Annotated in this window: 16 protein-coding genes; 7 read left to right on the top strand and 9 right to left on the bottom strand. The window is 64.5% G+C overall.

Annotated features, from left to right (window positions below):
- Nucleotides 1-29 precede the first annotated feature (29 nt).
- Complete coding sequence (locus JMY28_RS29790; RefSeq protein ID WP_201699505.1) at nt 30-326, bottom strand: acylphosphatase; 297 nt, start codon at nt 324-326, stop codon at nt 30-32.
- A 134-nt stretch (nt 327-460) separates the two neighbouring features.
- Between JMY28_RS29790 and hpnA the strand changes: the two genes are divergently transcribed.
- Both hpnA and JMY28_RS29800 read left to right on the top strand, forming a co-directional pair.
- Nucleotides 461-1483, top strand: coding sequence for a hopanoid-associated sugar epimerase (gene hpnA, locus JMY28_RS29795; protein ID WP_201699506.1), 1023 nt, complete (start codon nt 461-463; stop codon nt 1481-1483).
- Nucleotides 1484-1603: 120 nt separating this feature from the next.
- Nucleotides 1604-2248 carry a hypothetical protein gene (locus JMY28_RS29800; protein WP_201699507.1) on the top strand — a complete coding sequence of 215 codons (645 nt, stop codon included), beginning with the start codon at nt 1604-1606 and terminating at the stop codon, nt 2246-2248.
- Between the two features lie 81 nt (nt 2249-2329).
- Here JMY28_RS29800 and JMY28_RS29805 read toward each other — a convergent pair whose 3' ends face one another.
- Together JMY28_RS29805 and hpnC are read right to left on the bottom strand one after the other, a co-directional pair.
- Nucleotides 2330-3508, bottom strand: a complete 1179-nt coding sequence (locus tag JMY28_RS29805; protein WP_201699508.1) for a glycosyltransferase — start codon at nt 3506-3508, stop codon at nt 2330-2332.
- Nucleotides 3505-4374 (bottom strand): squalene synthase HpnC, encoded by an 870-nt coding sequence (hpnC, locus tag JMY28_RS29810; RefSeq protein ID WP_201699509.1) that lies wholly within the window; start codon nt 4372-4374, stop codon nt 3505-3507. Before hpnC ends, JMY28_RS29805 begins: the two co-directional genes overlap by 4 nt.
- Before the next feature lie 421 nt (nt 4375-4795).
- Here hpnC and ispH point away from each other — a divergent pair, with 421 nt between their 5' ends.
- Both ispH and hpnH read left to right on the top strand, forming a co-directional pair.
- Nucleotides 4796-5740, top strand: a complete 945-nt coding sequence (gene ispH, locus JMY28_RS29815) for a 4-hydroxy-3-methylbut-2-enyl diphosphate reductase (RefSeq protein WP_201699510.1) — start codon at nt 4796-4798, stop codon at nt 5738-5740.
- A gap of 12 nt (nt 5741-5752) precedes the next feature.
- Nucleotides 5753-6904, top strand: coding sequence for an adenosyl-hopene transferase HpnH (hpnH, locus tag JMY28_RS29820; RefSeq protein ID WP_201699511.1), 1152 nt, complete (start codon nt 5753-5755; stop codon nt 6902-6904).
- A 105-nt stretch (nt 6905-7009) separates the two neighbouring features.
- Here the strand turns inward: hpnH and JMY28_RS29825 are convergent, their stop codons facing one another.
- On the bottom strand, nt 7010-8521 hold the full coding sequence (locus JMY28_RS29825) for a purine-cytosine permease family protein (protein ID WP_201699512.1): 1512 nt from the start codon (nt 8519-8521) through the stop codon (nt 7010-7012).
- Nucleotides 8522-8573: 52 nt separating this feature from the next.
- Nucleotides 8574-9527, bottom strand: a complete 954-nt coding sequence (gene speB / locus JMY28_RS29830) for an agmatinase (protein ID WP_201699513.1) — start codon at nt 9525-9527, stop codon at nt 8574-8576.
- A gap of 149 nt (nt 9528-9676) precedes the next feature.
- On the opposite strand from speB, the gene JMY28_RS29835 reads away from it, so the two are divergent.
- Nucleotides 9677-10597, top strand: a complete 921-nt coding sequence (locus JMY28_RS29835) for a LysR family transcriptional regulator (RefSeq protein WP_201699514.1) — start codon at nt 9677-9679, stop codon at nt 10595-10597.
- Between the two features lie 51 nt (nt 10598-10648).
- On the opposite strand, the gene JMY28_RS29840 is transcribed toward JMY28_RS29835, so the two are convergent.
- The 3 genes from JMY28_RS29840 to JMY28_RS29850 form a co-directional block, all read right to left on the bottom strand.
- A complete protein-coding gene (locus JMY28_RS29840; protein ID WP_201699515.1) occupies nt 10649-12613 on the bottom strand; it encodes an SMP-30/gluconolactonase/LRE family protein in 1965 nt (654 codons plus the stop codon).
- A 287-nt stretch (nt 12614-12900) separates the two neighbouring features.
- Nucleotides 12901-13107 carry a YbdD/YjiX family protein gene (locus JMY28_RS29845; protein ID WP_091995870.1) on the bottom strand — a complete coding sequence of 69 codons (207 nt, stop codon included), beginning with the start codon at nt 13105-13107 and terminating at the stop codon, nt 12901-12903.
- Nucleotides 13108-13138: 31 nt separating this feature from the next.
- The gene (locus JMY28_RS29850) at nt 13139-15226 is read right to left on the bottom strand and encodes a carbon starvation CstA family protein (protein WP_201699516.1); all 2088 of its coding nucleotides are present in this window, start codon (nt 15224-15226) and stop codon (nt 13139-13141) included.
- Nucleotides 15227-15603: 377 nt separating this feature from the next.
- On the opposite strand from JMY28_RS29850, the gene JMY28_RS29855 reads away from it, so the two are divergent.
- Both JMY28_RS29855 and JMY28_RS29860 read left to right on the top strand, forming a co-directional pair.
- Entirely contained in the window at nt 15604-17085 is a 1482-nt protein-coding gene (locus JMY28_RS29855) for a cache domain-containing protein (RefSeq protein ID WP_201699517.1), read from the top strand.
- Complete coding sequence (locus tag JMY28_RS29860) at nt 17082-17753, top strand: response regulator (RefSeq protein WP_201699518.1); 672 nt, start codon at nt 17082-17084, stop codon at nt 17751-17753. The genes JMY28_RS29855 and JMY28_RS29860 overlap by 4 nt, the downstream gene beginning before the upstream one ends.
- Before the next feature lie 68 nt (nt 17754-17821).
- Here the strand turns inward: JMY28_RS29860 and JMY28_RS29865 are convergent, their stop codons facing one another.
- The gene (locus JMY28_RS29865) at nt 17822-18430 is read right to left on the bottom strand and encodes an MlaC/ttg2D family ABC transporter substrate-binding protein (RefSeq protein WP_201699519.1); all 609 of its coding nucleotides are present in this window, start codon (nt 18428-18430) and stop codon (nt 17822-17824) included.
- Nucleotides 18431-18659 lie beyond the last annotated feature (229 nt).

An 18659-nucleotide genomic window follows, 5' to 3' on the forward strand; every position in this document is an offset into this window, starting at 1 on the left:
TGGCGCACCGCTTTTTTATCGGGCGATTTTCAGTGCTGCTCGAAGCGTTCGTAACGTCTTTCGGTCACGCGCTCCTCGCTTTCCACCCCACTGACGCGTGCGGCCGGGGGCCCGTGGCGCAGCCACGAAAGCATGCGGTCCACCTGGTTCGCCGTGCCCTGAATCACGGCTTCAACCGAGCCGTCCTCCATGTTCGCGACGTAGCCGCGAATGCGCAGCGCGTGCGCCTGGCGCACCGTCGCGTGACGAAAGCCCACGCCCTGCACGATCCCGTGCACGCGCACGTAGTACGTTTCGAGGCGCGTATCCAGATCCGGTTCGCTCATTGTTCGTTTCTCCATGCATCCTTTACGGTCGGCATTGTAGACGCCAACGCACGCCCGCGCCGGGCCCACGCCACGTACAATCCGTGCCACGCCGCGCACGCGGCGCCGTCACCGAACATGGAAACGACCCTGCAATGACCGACACCTCCCGAGCCAACCGCGATCTCGTACTGATCACCGGCGCGTCCGGCTTCGTCGGCTCGGCCGTCGCCCGCATCGCGCAGGAAAAGGGCTATGCCGTGCGCGTGCTGGTGCGCGCGACGAGCCCGCGCAAGAACCTCGAAGCGCTCGACGCCGAGATCGTCACCGGCGATATGCGCGACGCCGCCTCCATGCGCAAAGCGCTCGACGGCGTGCGCTACCTCTTCCACGTCGCCGCCGACTATCGCCTGTGGGCGTCCGATCCGCACGAAATCGAGCGCGCCAACCTCGAAGGCGCCGAAGCCACCATGCGCGCGGCGCTCGACGCGGGCGTGGAGCGCATCGTCTATACGAGCAGCGTGGCCACGCTCAAGGTCACGAGTTCGGGCAACTCCGCCGACGAAACCTCGCCGCTCACCCCCGAGCAGGCCATTGGCGTGTACAAGCGCAGCAAGGTGCTGTCCGAGCGCGCCGTGGAGCGCATGATCGAGCGCGACGGCCTGCCCGCCGTGATCGTCAATCCGTCCACGCCGATCGGCCCGCGCGACGTGAAACCGACGCCCACGGGCCGCATCATCGTCGAAGCGGCAACGGGCAAGATCCCCGCTTTCGTCGACACCGGCCTGAACCTCGCGCACGTGGACGACGTGGCGAACGGCCACTTCCTCGCACTGGAGCGCGGGCGCATTGGCGAGCGCTATATCCTCGGCGGGGAGAATTTGCCGCTGCAGCAAATGCTCACCGACATCGCCGGCATGGTGGGCCGCAGACCGCCTACGATCGCGCTGCCGCGCTGGCCGCTCTATCCGCTTGCGATGGGCGCGGAAGCCGTGGCGCGCTTCACGAAGCGCGAGCCGTTCGTGACCGTCGATGCACTCAAGATGTCGAAAAACAAGATGTATTTCACGTCGGCGAAGGCGGAGCGCGAGCTGGGTTATCGCGCGCGGCCGTATCGCGAGGGCTTGAAGGATGCGCTCGCGTGGTTCCGCGAAGCGGGATACCTGAACGCAAAATGAGCGCGAAATGAGCCAAGCTGAGGAAACTGTTACAACTTTTCTTGCGACATGCGTACAACGCCTGAAGGGCAATGCGCGTGAGCTACGGGTAGAATCGCGGGTCTTACCTGAGAAGCTCGCATGAATCTTCAAGACCAGATTGGCGTGCTCGAAGCGGGCGTCGATCAGCTCCTTCAGGCCGCCGCCGCCGCGCACGCACCGCGCGCCGACGAACGTGCCGCCGCAGTTCCCCAGCAGGAATCTCCCGTTGCAAGCAGCGAAGCGGAGCAAGCCTTCGCTGAGCAGCCGCAAACCGTTGCCGTCGATACGGCCGTGAATGCGGTCGACATCGCCGCGGCCGCAGAAACCGTTGAAGCCGCCAATGCAACCGTGACCGAAACTGCCGAAGCCATCGAACCCGCTGCCGAGGTGGCCAACGAAGCGACAAACGCCGCGCACGCGCAGCCCGAACTGCACGTTGCGCGCCCGTCGCAGAACGAGATCACGCTGACGATCGGCGGCCAGACGGTGACGCTCAACGCGCTGCAAGTCGGCCAGATGATCGAGGAGCTGTCGAACGCGCGCGCCTCGATGCAGCCCGAACCGCCGCCGGGCATTCCGCCAGGGTGGCGTTTCGCATCGACGAAGAATCCGATGATGGCCGTGCAGAAACAAACCAACGGCGACCGCCTGCTGGTGCTGCGCCACACGGGCCACGGGTGGGTGCCGTTCACGTTCTCGCCCGACATCGTCGTGCAGATGTACATGATGCTCACGCAGCGCTAACGCGCGAGCGGGCATCGATAAAACGAAAAAGCCGTCGAAACCGACGGCTTTTTTCATTTGCAGGCCCTATTTGGAGGCCCCTTAGCGCCCCTGCACCGGCGCCTGCACGCGCGCCTTCCACTGACCGCCTTTGCCCCGCCAGAAGCGCCAGGCCGAAGCGAACGTCGCGCCCACATAGAACAGCGCGACGAGCGGCAGGAACGGCGCCCACAGCGGCGAGCGCCGGTAGTAGGCAAGCATGGGCGAGTAGGCGCAGCACATCAGCGCCCAGGCGATCCACGCGGGCCAGCCCTTCGGCCCGAGCACGAGCGCGACCACGGGCGGCGCGAGATAGATGATCGTCATGCCGAGAAGCGTGCCCGCGAGCTGCCACGCCGAGTAACGCAACTGCGTGAACGCCGTGCGCGCGATCATGTTCCAGATGTCCTTCCACGAATCGTACGGGCGCAACGACACGCTCTTCGCGGCAACATCGAGCCGGATCGGATGATGCCCTTCGCCGCGATGCTTGATCCGCGCGGCCAGGCTGCAGTCGTCGATCAGTTCGGCGCGGATCGACTCGATGCCACCCGCCTCTTCGAGCGCCTCGCGACGCACCAGCATGCAGCCGCCGGCCGCGGCCGCCGTGCGGTTCTTCGGGTTGTTGACCCACGAGAACGGGTAGAGCTTCGCGAAGAAGAACACGAACGCCGGGATCAGCGCCTTTTCCCAGAAGGAATCGCAGCGCAGCCGCACCATCAGCGAGACGAGGTCGCGGCCTTCGGCCTGCGCGCGCACCACAAGTTGCGCCAGCGCTTCGGGCGGATGGCCGATGTCGGCGTCGGTCAGGAGCAGGTAGTCTGCGGGCAGCTTGAGCGTGCGCACGGCCTCGATACCCTGCGACTGCGCCCAAACCTTGCCTGACCAGCCAGCCGGCAGCGGCTTGGCCGTAATCACGCTGAGCTTTTCCGGGCACTGCAGCGCGAGCGCGGCGGCGCGGGCGGCTTCGGCGGTGCCGTCGGTGCTGTGGTCGTCGATCACGATCACGTGAAACGCGCCGCCGTAGTCCTGCTGGAGTAGCGAGCTCACGGCCTCGCCAATCGCGTCGGCCTCGTTGCGCGCGGGCACCACCGCGCACGCGGCAGGCCAACCGGCCGCGGGCTCGACGATCGGCAGCGGTTCGGCCGGGCGGGCGCGCCAGAAACCGCCGCGCCCGAACAGCAGCACGAGCCAGATCAGCAGCGAGAGGCAGGAGACGGCAAACAGGATGGTCGTAGTCATGCGTTGTTACTCTCGATCGAAGGTGCGCGCACGCTCACGCGGCGCGACAGCCACATGGCCGCAGTGCGCAGGAGCACCACGGCCCAGTCGGGGGCGCGCAGCGCAGGCCGCGCGCGGAACACATCGTAGCCGCCGCGCTCGATGATTTCGAGCACGCGCAGTCCGCCATGCACGACGCTGCACAGCTCGAGGCCGAAGCGCCCTGGCACGCGCAGCGCGAGCGGCGCGCCGCTCACCATGAGCGAGCGCGCGAGCGCCACCTCGTGCGCCATCAACGCGCGCCAGGCGTCGTCCACCTTGCCGGCGGCGATCTGCGCTTCGGTCACGCCAAAGCGCTCCCGGTCGGCTAGCGGCAGGTAGATGCGGCCGCGCGCCCAGTCGGCGCTCACGTCCTGCAAGAAGGTGACGAGTTGCAAGGCGGTGCAGATCGCGTCGGAATCGGCAAGATTTTCGGGCGTCGCTTCGTGGATCAGATGCAGCATCAGATGGCCGATCGGGTTCGCTGAGCGCCGGCAAAAGTCCAGCAGCTCAAAGCGGTCGGCATAGCGCGACGCGTCGATATCCTGATCGAACGCCGCAACGAGATCGTAAAACGGCGCGAGCGGCAGGCGGCACTCGCGCACCATCTCCGCGAGCTTCGCGAACAGCATGGGATGGACGCGCGCGGGGCGGCCTTCGGCCACCGCGTTCAGGCCTTCGCGAAAATCGGCGAGGCGCGTGTGGCGCTCTTCGGGGCTCCAGTCGCCTTCGTCTGCGATGTCGTCGAGCGTGCGCGCGACGTGGTAGATCACGCCGACCGGCGCGCGCAGCGCCTTCGGCAGCAGTACGCGTGCTACCGGAAAATCGTCGTAGTGGTCGGGTTCCATCGAGGCGTCCAGAATGGGGTCGTATCCCCGGGCGCCATCCAGGCGGCCCGCAGGACGCGATATTTTAAGGGTTCCCGTGGTATGTTGCACCGCGCAACGCCGGGACGCCGACTGCGGGTACCGACCTTTGCGGCGTGCGCGACGCGCTTTGCGCAGGCCGTGACGCATACCGCAGGAGGGCCACGCAGTGGGCTTTTCGGGGAAAAATGGCCGCTGCCGAGGCACCGCCGTCGCGCGCACGCCTCACCGGCGAGCGCTCCGCACAGCAAACGAAAGGCGAAGGGGTTAAAATGCGCGTCTAGTTTTTACTCCGTCACCCCCTTGGCGGATTTTTGCATTCTTAATAATTAGACAGCCGCCGGCGATCAGGTCATTTTTACCGACTCGCTCGCCTACTGCGGCAGTCGGAGTTCGCCACCCTATGCGAGTGATCCTTGCCCAACCCCGCGGCTTTTGCGCGGGGGTTGTCCGCGCTATCGAAATTGTCGATCGCGCACTGCAGAAACACGGCGCGCCGGTCTACGTGCGCCATGAAATCGTCCACAACCGTCACGTGGTCGAAAACCTGCGCAACAAGGGCGCGCGTTTCGTGGAAGAGCTCGACGAAGTGCCGGAAGGCGCCGTGGCGATTTTCAGTGCTCACGGCGTGGCCAAGACCGTGGAACGCGCCGCCGAGGAACGCGACCTCGACGTGCTCGACGCCACCTGCCCGCTCGTCACGAAGGTTCATGTGCAGGGCCGCCAGTACGTTGCGGCGGGCCGCACGCTGATCCTGATCGGTCATGCCGGTCACCCTGAAGTGGAAGGCACGATCGGCCAGATTCCCGGCACCGTGCTCCTCGTGCAGAGCGAAGCCGATGTTTCGAAGCTCGATCTGCCGCTCGATGCACCGCTCGCGTACGTGACGCAAACCACCCTTTCGGTGGACGACACGCGCGGGATCATCGACGCGCTGCTCGCGCGGTTCTCCGACATCGTCGGGCCGGACACGCGCGACATCTGCTACGCGACGCAGAACCGGCAGGCCGCGGTGCGCGAACTGGCTGATCAGGTGGATGTTCTGCTCGTCGTAGGCGCAACGAACAGTTCGAACTCGAATCGTCTGCGTGAAATCGGCAGCGAAACGGGGGTGCCGAGTTATCTCGTGGCCGACGGCTCGGAAGTGAAGTCCGAGTGGTTCGCCAACGTGCAAACGGTCGGCATCACGGCCGGTGCATCGGCGCCTGAAGAAATGGTTGAGAACGTGATTGACGCGCTGCGCGCGTTGGGGCCTGTCGAGGTGTCGACGATGGCGGGCCGTGAAGAAAAAGTCGAATTCAAGCTGCCGTCGAAGCTCTTGCAACCGCTCGTCGCACGCGAAGTTTAAGGAGGACACGCTTTGTCTATTCCGCTGCTACAAAAAGTCCGCGTTGGCTCGTACATCTTTCGCCAGCATTTCAGCGGCAACAAGCGCTATCCGCTCGCGCTCATGCTCGAGCCGCTGTTCCGCTGCAATCTCGCCTGCAATGGCTGCGGCAAGATCGACTATCCGGACCCCATCCTGAATCAGCGCCTGTCGCTGCAGGAATGCCTCGAAGCCGTCGATGAGTGCGGCGCGCCGGTCGTTTCCATCGCAGGCGGCGAGCCGCTGCTGCATAAGGAAATGCCGCAGATCGTGAAGGGCATCATGGCGCGCAAGAAGTTCGTGTATCTCTGCACGAACGCGCTGCTCATGGAAAAGAAGATGGACGATTACGAGCCGAACCCGTACTTCGTCTGGTCGGTGCACCTCGACGGCGACCGCGAGGCACACGATCACTCGGTTTCGCAGGATGGCGTCTACGACAAGGCCGTCGCGGCCATCAAGGAAGCGAAGCGCCGCGGTTTCCGCGTGAACATCAACTGCACGCTGTTCAACGACGCTCAACCCGAGCGCGTCGCAAAGTTCTTCGACACGGTCGGCGAGATCGGCGTCGATGGCATCACGGTTTCGCCGGGTTATGCCTACGAGCGCGCGCCGGACCAGCAGCACTTCCTGAACCGCGAAAAGACGAAGAACCTGTTCCGCGAGATCTTCAAGCGCGGCAACAATGGCAAGAAGTGGTCGTTCAGCCAGTCGAGCCTGTTCCTCGACTTCCTGGCGGGCAACCAGACGTACCAGTGCACGCCGTGGGGCAACCCGGCGCGCACGGTGTTCGGTTGGCAAAAGCCCTGCTATCTGGTCGGCGAAGGCTATGTGAAGACCTTCAAGGAACTGATGGAAACCACCGACTGGGACAAGTACGGCACGGGCAAGTACGAGAAGTGCGCGGACTGCATGGTCCACTGCGGCTTCGAGGCGACCGCCGTGATGGATACGGTGGCGCACCCGCTCAAGGCAGCGCGCGTCGCCCTTACGGGTCCGCGCACGCAAGGTGCATTCGCGAAGGATATTTCGCTGGATGGTCAACGTCCGGCTGAGTACGTGTTCTCGCGTCACGTCGAGATCAAGCTCGACGAGATCAAGAACGCGGCCAAGACGAAGAAGCCGGTTACGGTCGCGGCTAGCTAATACGCTTCGATACGCTTCTCGCGTTCAGCAAGCGAAAAGGGCGCAACGGTTTTGACCGTTGTGCCCTTTGTTTTTTGCGGCGCAGATTCGCGCGCCGCGCGTCCTTCAATGCCCAGCCGACTGCCGCGCCATCGCGACGATATCGCTTTCCTTGATGGTGCGAATCACCTTCTCCTCCGCGCGCAGATCGAGCGAACGGCTCAGCACATAGTACGTCGCGCCTGCCACGATCAGCCCGACGAGCCACGCGAGGTCGATACCGCTCATCAGGTGAGCGAAGTAACCGACGAAGATTTCCTTGCCCGACTCATTGTCGACAATGGCGAAGAACGGAATCATCGAAGCGAAGCCGATCAGATACGCGGCAATCCCCCGCGCCTGCCACGCGCCGTATATGCCGTCCGGCGTGAAGAAGTGCGAGATCGCGTAACGGCCCTTGCGCACGAAGAAGTAATCGACGAGATTCACCGCGGTCCACGGCACGAGGAAGTACAGCATCAGCACCAGGAACGTGTTGAGCAGCGCCACGCCGTTACCCTTGATCGACAGCGTGCACGCCAGCAGGATCGCGCTGATCGTCATCACCGCGCCAATGCGGGCGCGGCGCGTGGGCTTGATCTTGCGGAACGAGTCGACGCCCGTGAGCAGCGTGAGCATCGCGCTGTACGTGTTGAGCGCGATGATCGGCAGGAAGCCCGCCACGGAAACAATGACGAGCAGGCTGCCGCAGCCAGGGAACAGCGAAGCGCCGACCTGATTGAGCGCGACGAGCGCATCGGAGGCTTTCAACTGCTGCGCGAGCCACGCGCCGAGACCGATCATCCAGGCGCCCGAGAGCGAGGCGCCGAGGAAAATCGCGGAGATCAGCTTCGCACGGCTCGTGTGCTTCGGCAGATACCGCGAGTAGTCGGAGACGTACGGCGCGTACGAGATGTTGTAGCTCGCGCCAATGGCGAACTGCGTGAGGAACGCGACCCAGTTGAAGCCGAGGTGCGCACCCGCACCCGATGCAGCGGCAGCGATGGGAGCGGCACCCTTGCCCGCGCCGAACGCGAGCGCAATCGTAACTAACGCATAGAGCGGCAGCGTCGCGATCAACGCCCACTTGAACGCCTTGTGCATGACGTCGTGCCCGTAGATCGCGAGTGCGCCGCCCGCGACTGCCGCCACGATCGCGACCACGGAAGGATTCACGCCGAACACGTTCTTCAGGCCGTCCATGATCAGCGAGATGTTCACGACGTTGAAGCCCACGAACACGAAAAGCGTGGCAAGCAGCGCGAGCGCGACGCCGCGATAGCCGAACTGAGCGCGCGACTGGATCATCTGCGGCAGGCCCATCTCCGGGCCCTGCGAGCCGTGGAACGCCATGAAAATCGTGCCGAACATGATGCCGAGTGCGCCGCCCAGCGTGGTCCAGCCGGCGGAAAGGCCCATGCTCGGGCCAACGAAGCCGATGGAGATGGTGAAGAAGTGGAAGTTACCGAGGAACCAGAACGGGCCCTGGCTGCTGAGTTTCGCGTGACGCTCGCGTTCCGGAATGTAATCGATTGACCGGCTCTCGATTTCGAGACCGGCCGTCTCGGCCGCGAGGCCGGCGTTTTCGTGGGCATTCATGCTGCTTGTCTCCAGATTTTCGTAGTGTTTTCGGGTGGCGGGGCGCGACCGCTCAGTCGCGGCGCTTCACGCCCGGCAGCACGCAAAGCAGTTCGAACGCGAGATTGGCCCCGAGCAGCGCCGTGGTGCCGAACGGGTCGTACGGCGGCGCCACTTCCACGAGATCCGCGCCGACGATATCGAGCCCCCACGAGCCGCGGATGATCTCGAGCGCCTGCGGCACGGTCAGCCCGGCAATCTCCGGCGTGCCAGTGCCCGGCGCATAGGCGGGATCGATGCCGTCGATGTCGAAGCTCACGTAGACCGGTCCGCCCTGCACACGCGCGCGCACCTCTTCCATCAGCGGCGCCAGCGAACGGTTCCAGCATTCCTCGGCCTGCACGACCTTGAAGCCTTGCTGGCGGCACCAGTCGAAGTCCTCGGCCTCGTAGCCGGTGCCGCGCAAACCGATCTGCACGACGCGATCGCAGTCGAGCAGCCCTTCTTCCACGGCGCGGCGAAACGGCGTGCCATGCGCGATCTTTTCGCCGAACATCGTGTCGTTGACGTCGGCGTGCGCGTCCACATGGATGAGGCCCACGCGGCCATGCTTGCGATGGATCGCGCGCAGGATCGGCAGCGTGATCGTGTGATCGCCGCCGAGCGAGATCGGGCGGCAGTCATGTTCGAGGATCGCGTCGTAGGCGGCTTCGATGCGTGTGATCGAATCGGCGAGATTGTAGGGATTCGTCGCGACGTCGCCAATGTCGGCCACGCGCAGCGAATCGAACGGCGCCGCGCGCGTCGCCATGTTGTACGGGCGCAGCAGCACGGACTCCGAGCGAACCTGACGCGGGCCGAAGCGCGCACCGGTGCGGTTCGAGGTGCCGAGATCGAACGGCACGCCTACGAAACAGGCATCGAGGCCCGATGCGTTCTCGACCTGCGGCAGACGCATCATCGTCGCGATCCCGCCGCAGCGGGGCATGGCATTGCCGCTGAGCGGCTGGAAGTATTGATCAGACATTACGACGCTCCACTTTCATTTACCGTGCCGTATCATTCGAAACGGCCATAGCCGCAGTTGTAAGCGCGCATCAATGAAAGATGAATAACGATCCCGTCGTTGTTCACATAGATTACGATCTATGTATCGATGTTTTCCCCGGAGAATCCATGCTCGGCAGCCTGACCGATCTCGATCTGCGCCTGCTGCGCGTCTTCGTCGCCGTGGCGGACGCCGGCGGTGTCAGCATTGCGCAGACCACGCTGAACGTGAGCCAGCCCACCATCAGCGCCCAACTTTCGACGCTCGAGACCCGGCTCGGCTACCGGCTCTGCGAGCGTGGGCGCAGCGGCTTCAGGCTGACGGAAAAAGGGGAGCGCCTTTACGAACTGGCGATCACGCTGCTCGCCGCAGCGGAGGATTTCACGCTCAAGGCGCGGCACCTGGACCGCAAGCTCGTGGGGACATTGAGCATCGGCTTGATCGGCCATACGCCGACCAGCCAGAACGCGCGCATCAGCGAGGCGATCGCTTCGTTCCGGCAACGTGACGAAGCGGTGCGTTTCTCGATTTCGGTGAAGTCGCCGGGTGAACTAGAGGAGCAGTTGCTCAATGGCGAGACGCAGATTGCGGTCGGCTATTTCTGGCACCGCGTGCCGACGCTCGAATACACGCCGCTTTTCATCGAGCGGCAGATCGCGTATTGCGGACGCGGGCATCCGCTGTTCGAACGCGCGGGACAGCTCGATCCGCTAGCGGCCGCGGAATTCGAATGGGTTTGGCGCACGTATCCCACGCCCGAGGCCCAGCACTCGACGAGACAAAGCAAGGTCACCGCCCAGGCCGACAACATGGAGGCCGTTTCGCTGCTGATTCTCTCCGGCCACCATCTCGGCTACCTGCCTCAGCAGTTTGCGGCGCCGCATGTGCGGCGTGGCCTGCTCGCCGCGCTCAATCCGAAGCAGCTCAGCTACGAGGTCACGTTTCATGTGGTTACGCAAAAGCGCAATCGGCATAGCCCGATCGTGCGTGCGTTTTTAGAGGACTTGAAGAACGCGCATTTGCACGAGGCAGAGGACGATGCGCACTGAAATCGGCGCGACAGACTCAACACCGTCGCGCCCTTCATGCGTCACTTCAGGCTAAAACGGCGATACCGTTGCCGCCGCCGCGCTTGCGCTCGCCACCGCTGGCGTCCATCGATACACCACGGCGCTCGCGGCGTTGTAGTTGTCCTTCGTCACGACATACTCGCCAGTCGAGCGCAGATACGCGCGCAGGCCATACATCGAATCCACATCGTTGCCCACGTACACCGTATTCGGATTGCTATCGATGAGCGTCGCGTCGATCGCGCCCGTGGTGAGGTTGAAGGCATCGATGTTGGGCACAGTGTGCACGTAACCCACGAAGAGATAGTTACCGGCGGCGGCAATGGACTTGGGATTCGCGCTCGTGAGCGTAATCACCGGATTCGGAGCGCTCGTATTGCCAGCGAGCCAGCCGTGATACACCTCGACGCGCGTGCCGACCGCAGTCCAATCAGTCATGCTGGCGTCCTCTCCCGTGAGTATCATCGTGTCGCTTTCGGGCAGGTAGACGATGCGCGTGAGCCGCGAGATCGTGGCGGGAATCGGCGTCGTGAGCGCGGCGCCCCAGAGCGGCTTGCCAGTCGAGTCGAAGCCGGTCAGCGGGTAGTGGGAAATGACGTTGGTCTTGTCGAGGCCCACCCAGAGGCCGCCCCGGCTGTCGAGGCAAAAGCCGTTTCGCACCGGGGCCGCCGTATTGAACGCCGACCCCGGCAGCGTGTAATCGGGAATGGCGATATAGCCACTCGCCGCGTTGAAGTGGAAGAAGTAGAACGTATCGGGGTTCTGACCGGCGGCCACGAGAATGCGCTGCCCACCCACGCTCGCCACTTGCGCGAAATGCTCGCCGCGCGCGGTGTCCGCGAGATTGATGCGCGGATCGGATGGATACGTGAACGGATCGATGGTGTTGGCGACGAAGGTGCCGCCGGCCGTGCCCGAATACAGGTTCATGCCGCCGTAGAACATCGCGCCATCGGTGCCCGGATCCGGCGCCGCGTTGCCTTCGAAGTTGAGCGACTGAAGCTTCCAGCGCAGCGTGCCGGTGCCATCGTAAGCCTGCAGATCGGTGCCGCCGTTGCGGCCGAGGTCCCACGAGCCGCCCCACGGATTGTTCAGCACGTACAGCGTGCCCGCGGCATCCTTGCCGATACCGGCCACGCGTGTAAAGCGCTTGTCGCCCACCTGCCCCTTGATGCCCGCCGTCGTGTCGAGATAACCGCCCTGAATGCCGAACGTGCCCGTTTGAGAGGGCGTGCCCGTTACGGTGAAGTTCTTGATGTTCATGTCGGGCCCCGAGTCGCCGATCATCAACTGTGAGGTCTGCGAATCGAAGTACAGCGACGATGGCCGCGCAGTGGACGCCAACTGGATCGTGTTCAAGAGTTGGCCACCGGCACTGAATTCGAGCACGGCGCTCGCGCTTTTTTGCGCGACCCAGAGATTGCCGCTCGCGTCGAGCGTCAGCGCGCCTGGGCCCGTCACGCTGATGTCGCGCTGCCAGACGCCGTCCGTGGTGTACACGCGCACGCGGTTGCCGGGGAAATCGCTTGCATAGAGCAGTGAGCCGGAGGTCGCGAGTCCGGTGATGACATCGGCGAGCTTTTCGGTCGTATCGGCGCTCACGGCGATGAGCAGGTCGCGCGCGCCGCTCGCGCGGTTGTACCGCCCGACGTTGCCGCTGCCATACGTCGTGTTGTACTGCATCGCGACGAACAGTGAGGTCGCGTTGCCCGTGATCGCGCCGCCCTGGAAGTCGCCGTGCCCACCGATCGAACCGAGGCTCTGGCCGTTCTGGTAGATCGCCACGCCGCCTTCGTTTTCATCCCACATCGACGACGTATAGATCACGCCTTCGGGCGCGACCCACATCGAGCGGGCCACGTTGCCCACGTGCGTCGCGCTGGTGCCGTAGGTGTTCGCGATCCAGTCGGTGGAGTATTGCGCTTCGCAAACAGGCGTAACCGTTGCGGTGAGGGCGGCCGCGAGCATTGCTGCGCCAATTCGATGCAAGATCATGAAAGATTTTTTGATTCGTACACCTTACGGTGCAGGTGTTGAAGGTGCAATGTTGCCACCACGGCAAACACGCAGTCCGATTCCTGACGATTCGAATCCGTGCGCGCCGCACGTGCGGCGTCGTGCGTCGAATTGGTGTGGAGCTTCGTCAAAGTTAACGGCAGCCGCACTGCGAGAATTGAGCGCTTTTTGATAGCGCCCCGAACCGGGCCAATTACAGGCGTAAAAAAAGGCGCGACGGCCTTCGCCGTCGCGCCTTGCCTTGAACGTATCCGCTCAGTCGGGCGTTAGCAGCACTTCCCCGCGCCCGATCCATATCGGGCGTTTTGCCGCTCGCGGAAGAACGCCTCATAGGTCATCACCGGGCGGTCGGGATGCGTCGCACGCATATGCGCGACGTAGCCCTCATAGTCAGGCAGACCGACCATCAACCGCATGGCCTGGCCGAGATAGCGCCCAGCCGTTTGTACGTTGTCGCGAAGTCCCGAGAACATGGTGTGCTCCGTTCAGTAGCGTAGCGTCGATTCAATGGACGCGATTCGTCGCGACGGCCGCGCCGCCAGCCGGCATCGCCTGGTAAGGCGTTTCCTGCACGGTCGGGCGGTCGATGCGACGTGCGCGCGCAATCGCGATCAGGCCATACACGACAATGCTCACCACCACGAAAATGAACAGGCCCGACAGCGCGGCGTCCACGTAGTCGTTGAAGACCATGCGTTGCATCTGCTCGAGCGACTTCGCGGGCGCGACGATCTTGCCTTCCGCGATCGCCGCCGAAAGCTTCTGCGCGTGCGCGACGAAGCTCACCTTCGGGTTGCTGTCGAAAATCTTCTGCCAGCCTGCAGTAAGCGTGCAGATGAGCAGCCACACCGTCGGCACCGCGGTCACCCATGCGAATTTCTCGCGCTTCATCTTGAACAGCACGACGGTGCCGAGCATCAGCGCGATACCGGCGAGCATCTGGTTCGAGATACCGAAGAGCGGCCACAATGTGTTGATGCCGCCGAGCGGATCGACCACACCTTGATAGAGGAAGTAGCCCCACGCGGCCACGCACAAGCCAGTGGCGATCAGGTTGGCCGGCAGCGACTCCGTGCGCTTGAGCGACGGGTGGAACGTGCCGAGCAAGTCTTGCAGCATGAAGCGGCCGGCGCGCGTGCCCGCGTCGACGGCGGTCAGGATGAAGAGCGCTTCGAACAGGATGGCGAAGTGATACCAGAACGCCATCATCGCTTCGCCGCCCACCACCTGGTGCAGAATCTGCGCCATGCCCACGGCCAGCGTGGGCGCGCCGCCCGCGCGCGCGACGATGGTCGTCTCGCCCACGGCCTGCGCGGTGTGCGTAAGCATCTCCGGCGTGAGCACGAAGCCCCAGTGGCCCACGGTTTGGGCGACGGCGTCCGGCGTCGTGCCGAGCACGGCGAGCGGCGCGTTCATCGCGAAGTACACACCCGGCTCGATCACCGACGCGGCGACGAGCGCCATGATCGCGACGAACGACTCCATCAGCATCGCGCCGTAACCGATGAAGCGCGCGTTGGTTTCGTTATCGAGCAGCTTGGGCGTCGTGCCCGACGAGATCAGCGCATGGAAGCCCGACACCGAGCCGCACGCGATCGTGATGAAGAGGAACGGGAACAGGTTGCCGGACCAGACCGGGCCCGTACCGTCGATGAACTTCGTGAAGGCCGGCATCTTCAGTTCCGGCGCGACGATCAGAATGCCGATCGCGAGCGCGAGGATCGTGCCGATCTTCAGGAACGTCGAGAGGTAGTCGCGCGGCGCGAGCAGCAGCCACACCGGCAGCACCGAAGCGACGAAGCCGTAGCCGATCAGAATCCACGTGAGCTGCGTGCCCGTGAACGTGAACCAGGCTGCGAGCGTGGGCGAATCATGCACGTGCTGGCCGAAGGCGATGGAAGCCATCAGCAGGACGAAACCCATGATCGAGATCTCGCCGATCTTGCCCGGGCGGATGTAGCGCACATAGAGGCCCATGAAGATCGCGATGGGAATCGTCGCGGCCACGGTGAACGTGCCCCACGGCGAGTTCGTGAGCGCCTTCACCACGATCAGCGCGAGCACCGCGAGAATGATGATCATGATGAGGAAGGTGCCGAACAGCGCGATCACGCCGGGCACGGGACCCAGCTCCATCTTCACGAGGTCGCCGAGCGAGCGGCCGTCACGGCGCGTCGAGAGGAACAGCACCACGAAGTCCTGCACGGCGCCCGCGAACACCACGCCCGCGAGAATCCACAGCATGCCGGGCATGTAGCCCATCTGCGCGGCCAGTACCGGGCCCACGAGCGGCCCCGCGCCTGCGATCGCCGCGAAGTGATGGCCGAACAGCACGTACTTGTTGGTGGGCACGTAGTCGAGCCCGTCGTTGTGGCGCACGGCCGGCGTCATGCGCAGGCCGTCCAGCTGCAGGACAGTGCTCGCGATGAAACGGCTGTAGAAGCGATACGCGATCAGATAGACGCACACGGCGCAGATCACGATCCACAGTGCGCTGATTCGCTCGCCGTGCGCGAGCGCGATGGTGCCGAACGCGAACGCGCCAAGCAGCGCGACCAACGTCCAGACGACAAAACTGGATGTCCGACTCATGCGGTGTCTCCGTTCCATGGTTTTGGTTTTATGCCCGGAATCGAGTCCGCGCGTGTGTGCGCCGTCGGATGCCGGCGCATGCATGACGCATTGCGCCATGTCGTGGGCCGTAGTATTCGCTTTCAGACCGTCAGCCACAACCGGACAACTACGTAAGCGCGCTACGTAGAATTACGTAGGAAAGACCACAGTTCGTTGTGTACTCAACGACAGTCATACCCGCCGCGCAACACGTCGCGTACGGGCGCAATCTTGCGCGGCGAGTCGGAGAGCGCAGCGTCCGCGTACGCCGCCTTGTAGTTGGCCTCATTGTCGACGGCTATCGCCCCGCCGTGCACGCCCGGTTATGCTTGAAGACTCAGCTCCCGAACATCGTCATGCCAGCCCCATTTTTCTTCGCCGAGCGCCGCCTGAAGACGAAAATCTTCCTGCTCGCGGTCGTGCCGTTCCTCGCCGCCATTGCCGGCATCGGGATCGGCGTGCGCCAGCAGGCCACGCAGCTCGCCCAAACGCAGCACGCGACCATGCAAAGCGCCTATCTGTCGAGCAAGGAGATCGAGCTGCGTCACTACGTGGAGCTGGCAACGAGCGCCATCGCGCCGCTCTACGCGCCCGAGGCGAACGCCAGCGCCGCGTTGCCCGCTCCCGCCGACGAAGCCAACCGCCAGCTAGCCGCGCTAGCCGTGCTGCAGAAGATGGACTTCGGCCCCGATGGCTATTTCTTCGTCTACGACATGCATGGCCGCTCGCTCATGCATCCGCGCGAGCCCGCTCTCGTCGGCCAGGATCTCTGGAACCTGCGCGACCCACAAGGCGCCCTCACGATCCAGCAGCTGATTGCCGCAGCTCAGCGCGGCGGCGGCTACGTGCGCTACATGTGGCACCGCCCGTCCACGGGCAAGCTCGCGCCGAAGCTCGGCTATGTGGTGCCGCTGCCGCGCTGGGGCTGGATGATCGGCACCGGCATCTATCTCGACGACGTCGATTCGACGCTCGCGCACATCGACGAGCGCGCCTCCGCGAATATCGAGCACACCATTCAGTGGCTCGGCGTGATCGCACTCGCGGGCGTACTCGTGATCGCGCTCGGCGCGCTCGTGCTCAATGTGAGCGAACACCGCAGCACCGACGCCAAGCTCAAGCGCCTTGCGCAGCAGGTGGTCGAGTCGCAGGAGCAGGAGCGCGCGCGGCTCTCGCGCGAACTGCACGACGGCATTAGCCAGATGCTCGTTTCGGTGAAGCTGCTGCTGGAGTCGGCGCTCGCGCGCTTCGAGCGCGGCGAAACGCGCGTGCCCGCCGCCGAAGCGTCGCTCGCCACCGGCCTCTCGCGGCTGTCGGACACACTGCGCGAAGTGCGCAGCATCTCGCACGCGCTGCGCCCCTCGATGCTCGACGACCTGGGCCTCGGCGCCGCGCTGGAGCAACTCACGCGCGAACTGGCCGAGCAAACGGGCATCGAGATCGCCTTCACGCAAGCCGCGCCGAAGCCTGCGAGCAGGAAAGCGCAAGCGAGCGCGCTGCCCGACGCCGTCAACACGGTGCTCTTTCGCATTGCGCAGGAAGCGCTTACCAACATCGTGCGGCACGCGCAAGCGGCGCGCGCCGCACTTACGCTGGAGGTCGCGGAGAGTGGCGTGACGCTCGGCATTGCCGACAATGGCCGCGGCTTCGATGTGGCGCACGCGCTGGCCGACCCGCGCGCGGGTCTGGGCCTGCGCAACATGCGCGAGCGGCTGGAGTCGCTGGGCGGCCGCCTCGACATCACCTCGCAGCCTGGCCATACGCTCGTCACCGCATGGGTGCCTGTTGCGTCCAATGCCGCACCCAAAGCCGCCGCCGTATCAGGAACGCCGACATGACGCCGACGAATGCAAACGTGAACGAATTGACCAGCCCTGGCGCGAGACCCGCGCGCCTTGTCCTCGTGGACGACCATCCTCTCGTGCGCGACGGCCTGCGCGCGCGGCTCGAAGCCGTGCCGGGTTTCGAGGTGGCAGGCGAGGCCGGCAACGCCGACGAGGCTATTGCGCTCGCGGCGTCGCTCGAACCCGATCTCGTGCTGATGGACGTGGGCATGGCCGGCGTGAACGGCATCGCGCTTGCGGGCATCTTCCACGAGCGCTTTCCGGCTATCCGCGTGCTCATGCTTTCGATGCACGACAACATCGAATACGTGACCGAGGCGGTGCGCGCGGGCGCAAGCGGCTATGTGCTCAAGGATTCGCCGGCCACCGAGATCATCCGGGCGATCGAGGCGGTGCTGGCCGGGCGCACGTACTTCAGCGCGGGGTTGAGTGCGCGCATGATCCAGGCGTCGGCACGCAGCACGCCAGTGGAGCGGCTCACGCCGCGCGAGCGGGACATTCTCGACGCGCTGGCGCAAGGGCTATCGAGCAAGCAGATCGCGCAGCGCGAGGGGCTCTCGGTGCGCACGGTGGAAACGCACCGGCTCAATCTCAAGCGCAAGCTGGAGATCGAAGGCCAGGCGGAGTTGATCAAGTTCGCGGTGGAGCACCGCAGGAAGTGAAAAGGGCGCTCCGGATTACCCGGAGCGCCCACGAAAGGCACAATGCGTGTGCAACCACTGGTCGGCGATCAGCTGCGCGCGTTGTGGTCGACGAGGAACTTGATGAGCCCGTCGATGCCGCCCTTGGCGATCTGGTCGGCAAATTGCGTCTGGTAGACCTGGATCAGCCACGCGCCCATCATGTTGATGTCGTAGATCTTCCAGCCGTTGGGCGTTTGCGTGAGACGGTAGTCGATGGCGTCGTCGCCGCCGTTGCTGAGGACGTGCGACTGCACTACGGTGTCCTTCGCGGCGGCACCCGTGTTCGAGGGCGCGAACTTGAAGTTCACCTGAGTATCGCGAAGTTGCGAGAGCGACGATGCGTAAGTCTTCACGAGCAGGAGTTGAAATTGCTCATACAGCTTCTGCTGCTGTTCGGGCGTGGCCGTCGCCCAGGGTTTGCCAACGGCGATACGCGTGGTGCGTTTGAAGTCCGTGGCGGGAACGAAATGGGTCTCGACCACCTGGGTGATCTGGTTCATGTCGCCGCCGCGCGCCTTCGGGTCGGCCTGCATCGCCTTCACGGTGCCTTCCACGGCGGCTTTGACAGTGGCGTCCGGCGAGGTCTGCGCGAACGCGGCGCCCGAAACGCCCGTGAAAAAGGCGGCGACGAAAAATGCGGTCAGGTAACGTTTCATACGCTCTTCTGGAACAGTGAAATTCAGGCGCCGGTACAGTGCGGTTCAGTGCGCGCGCTTCAGTGCATTCACGCAACCGTCGCGCGGCCGGCTGAGCCAGTATAACGGCTTTGGCGCATACGCTGCCCAGGCGCCGCCCGACGCTCGGAGTGCGTGAGCCGCGCCGGGACGGGCGGGGCCGGTATACTTGTGCGCTTCGCGTCAAAGAACCTAATTGACAGGGCCCCCT

It is taken from the genome of Paraburkholderia hiiakae, assembly GCF_904848665.1.
GTDB classification, from domain to species: domain Bacteria; phylum Pseudomonadota; class Gammaproteobacteria; order Burkholderiales; family Burkholderiaceae; genus Paraburkholderia; species Paraburkholderia hiiakae.

Excerpts from the sequence above, each read along its gene's own strand:
- JMY28_RS29790 (WP_201699505.1), bottom strand. The coding sequence starts at position 326 with ATGAGCGAACCGGATCTGGATACGCGCCTCGAAACGTACTACGTGCGC.
- hpnA (WP_201699506.1), top strand. The coding sequence starts at position 461 with ATGACCGACACCTCCCGAGCCAACCGCGATCTCGTACTGATCACCGGC.
- JMY28_RS29800 (WP_201699507.1), top strand. The coding sequence starts at position 1,604 with ATGAATCTTCAAGACCAGATTGGCGTGCTCGAAGCGGGCGTCGATCAG.
- JMY28_RS29805 (WP_201699508.1), bottom strand. The coding sequence starts at position 3,508 with ATGACTACGACCATCCTGTTTGCCGTCTCCTGCCTCTCGCTGCTGATC.
- hpnC (WP_201699509.1), bottom strand. The coding sequence starts at position 4,374 with ATGGAACCCGACCACTACGACGATTTTCCGGTAGCACGCGTACTGCTG.
- ispH (WP_201699510.1), top strand. The coding sequence starts at position 4,796 with ATGCGAGTGATCCTTGCCCAACCCCGCGGCTTTTGCGCGGGGGTTGTC.
- JMY28_RS29825 (WP_201699512.1), bottom strand. The coding sequence starts at position 8,521 with ATGAATGCCCACGAAAACGCCGGCCTCGCGGCCGAGACGGCCGGTCTC.
- speB (WP_201699513.1), bottom strand. The coding sequence starts at position 9,527 with ATGTCTGATCAATACTTCCAGCCGCTCAGCGGCAATGCCATGCCCCGC.
- JMY28_RS29835 (WP_201699514.1), top strand. The coding sequence starts at position 9,677 with ATGCTCGGCAGCCTGACCGATCTCGATCTGCGCCTGCTGCGCGTCTTC.
- JMY28_RS29840 (WP_201699515.1), bottom strand. The coding sequence starts at position 12,613 with ATGATCTTGCATCGAATTGGCGCAGCAATGCTCGCGGCCGCCCTCACC.
- JMY28_RS29845 (WP_091995870.1), bottom strand. The coding sequence starts at position 13,107 with ATGTTCTCGGGACTTCGCGACAACGTACAAACGGCTGGGCGCTATCTC.
- JMY28_RS29850 (WP_201699516.1), bottom strand. The coding sequence starts at position 15,226 with ATGAGTCGGACATCCAGTTTTGTCGTCTGGACGTTGGTCGCGCTGCTT.
- JMY28_RS29855 (WP_201699517.1), top strand. The coding sequence starts at position 15,604 with ATGCCAGCCCCATTTTTCTTCGCCGAGCGCCGCCTGAAGACGAAAATC.
- JMY28_RS29860 (WP_201699518.1), top strand. The coding sequence starts at position 17,082 with ATGACGCCGACGAATGCAAACGTGAACGAATTGACCAGCCCTGGCGCG.
- JMY28_RS29865 (WP_201699519.1), bottom strand. The coding sequence starts at position 18,430 with ATGAAACGTTACCTGACCGCATTTTTCGTCGCCGCCTTTTTCACGGGC.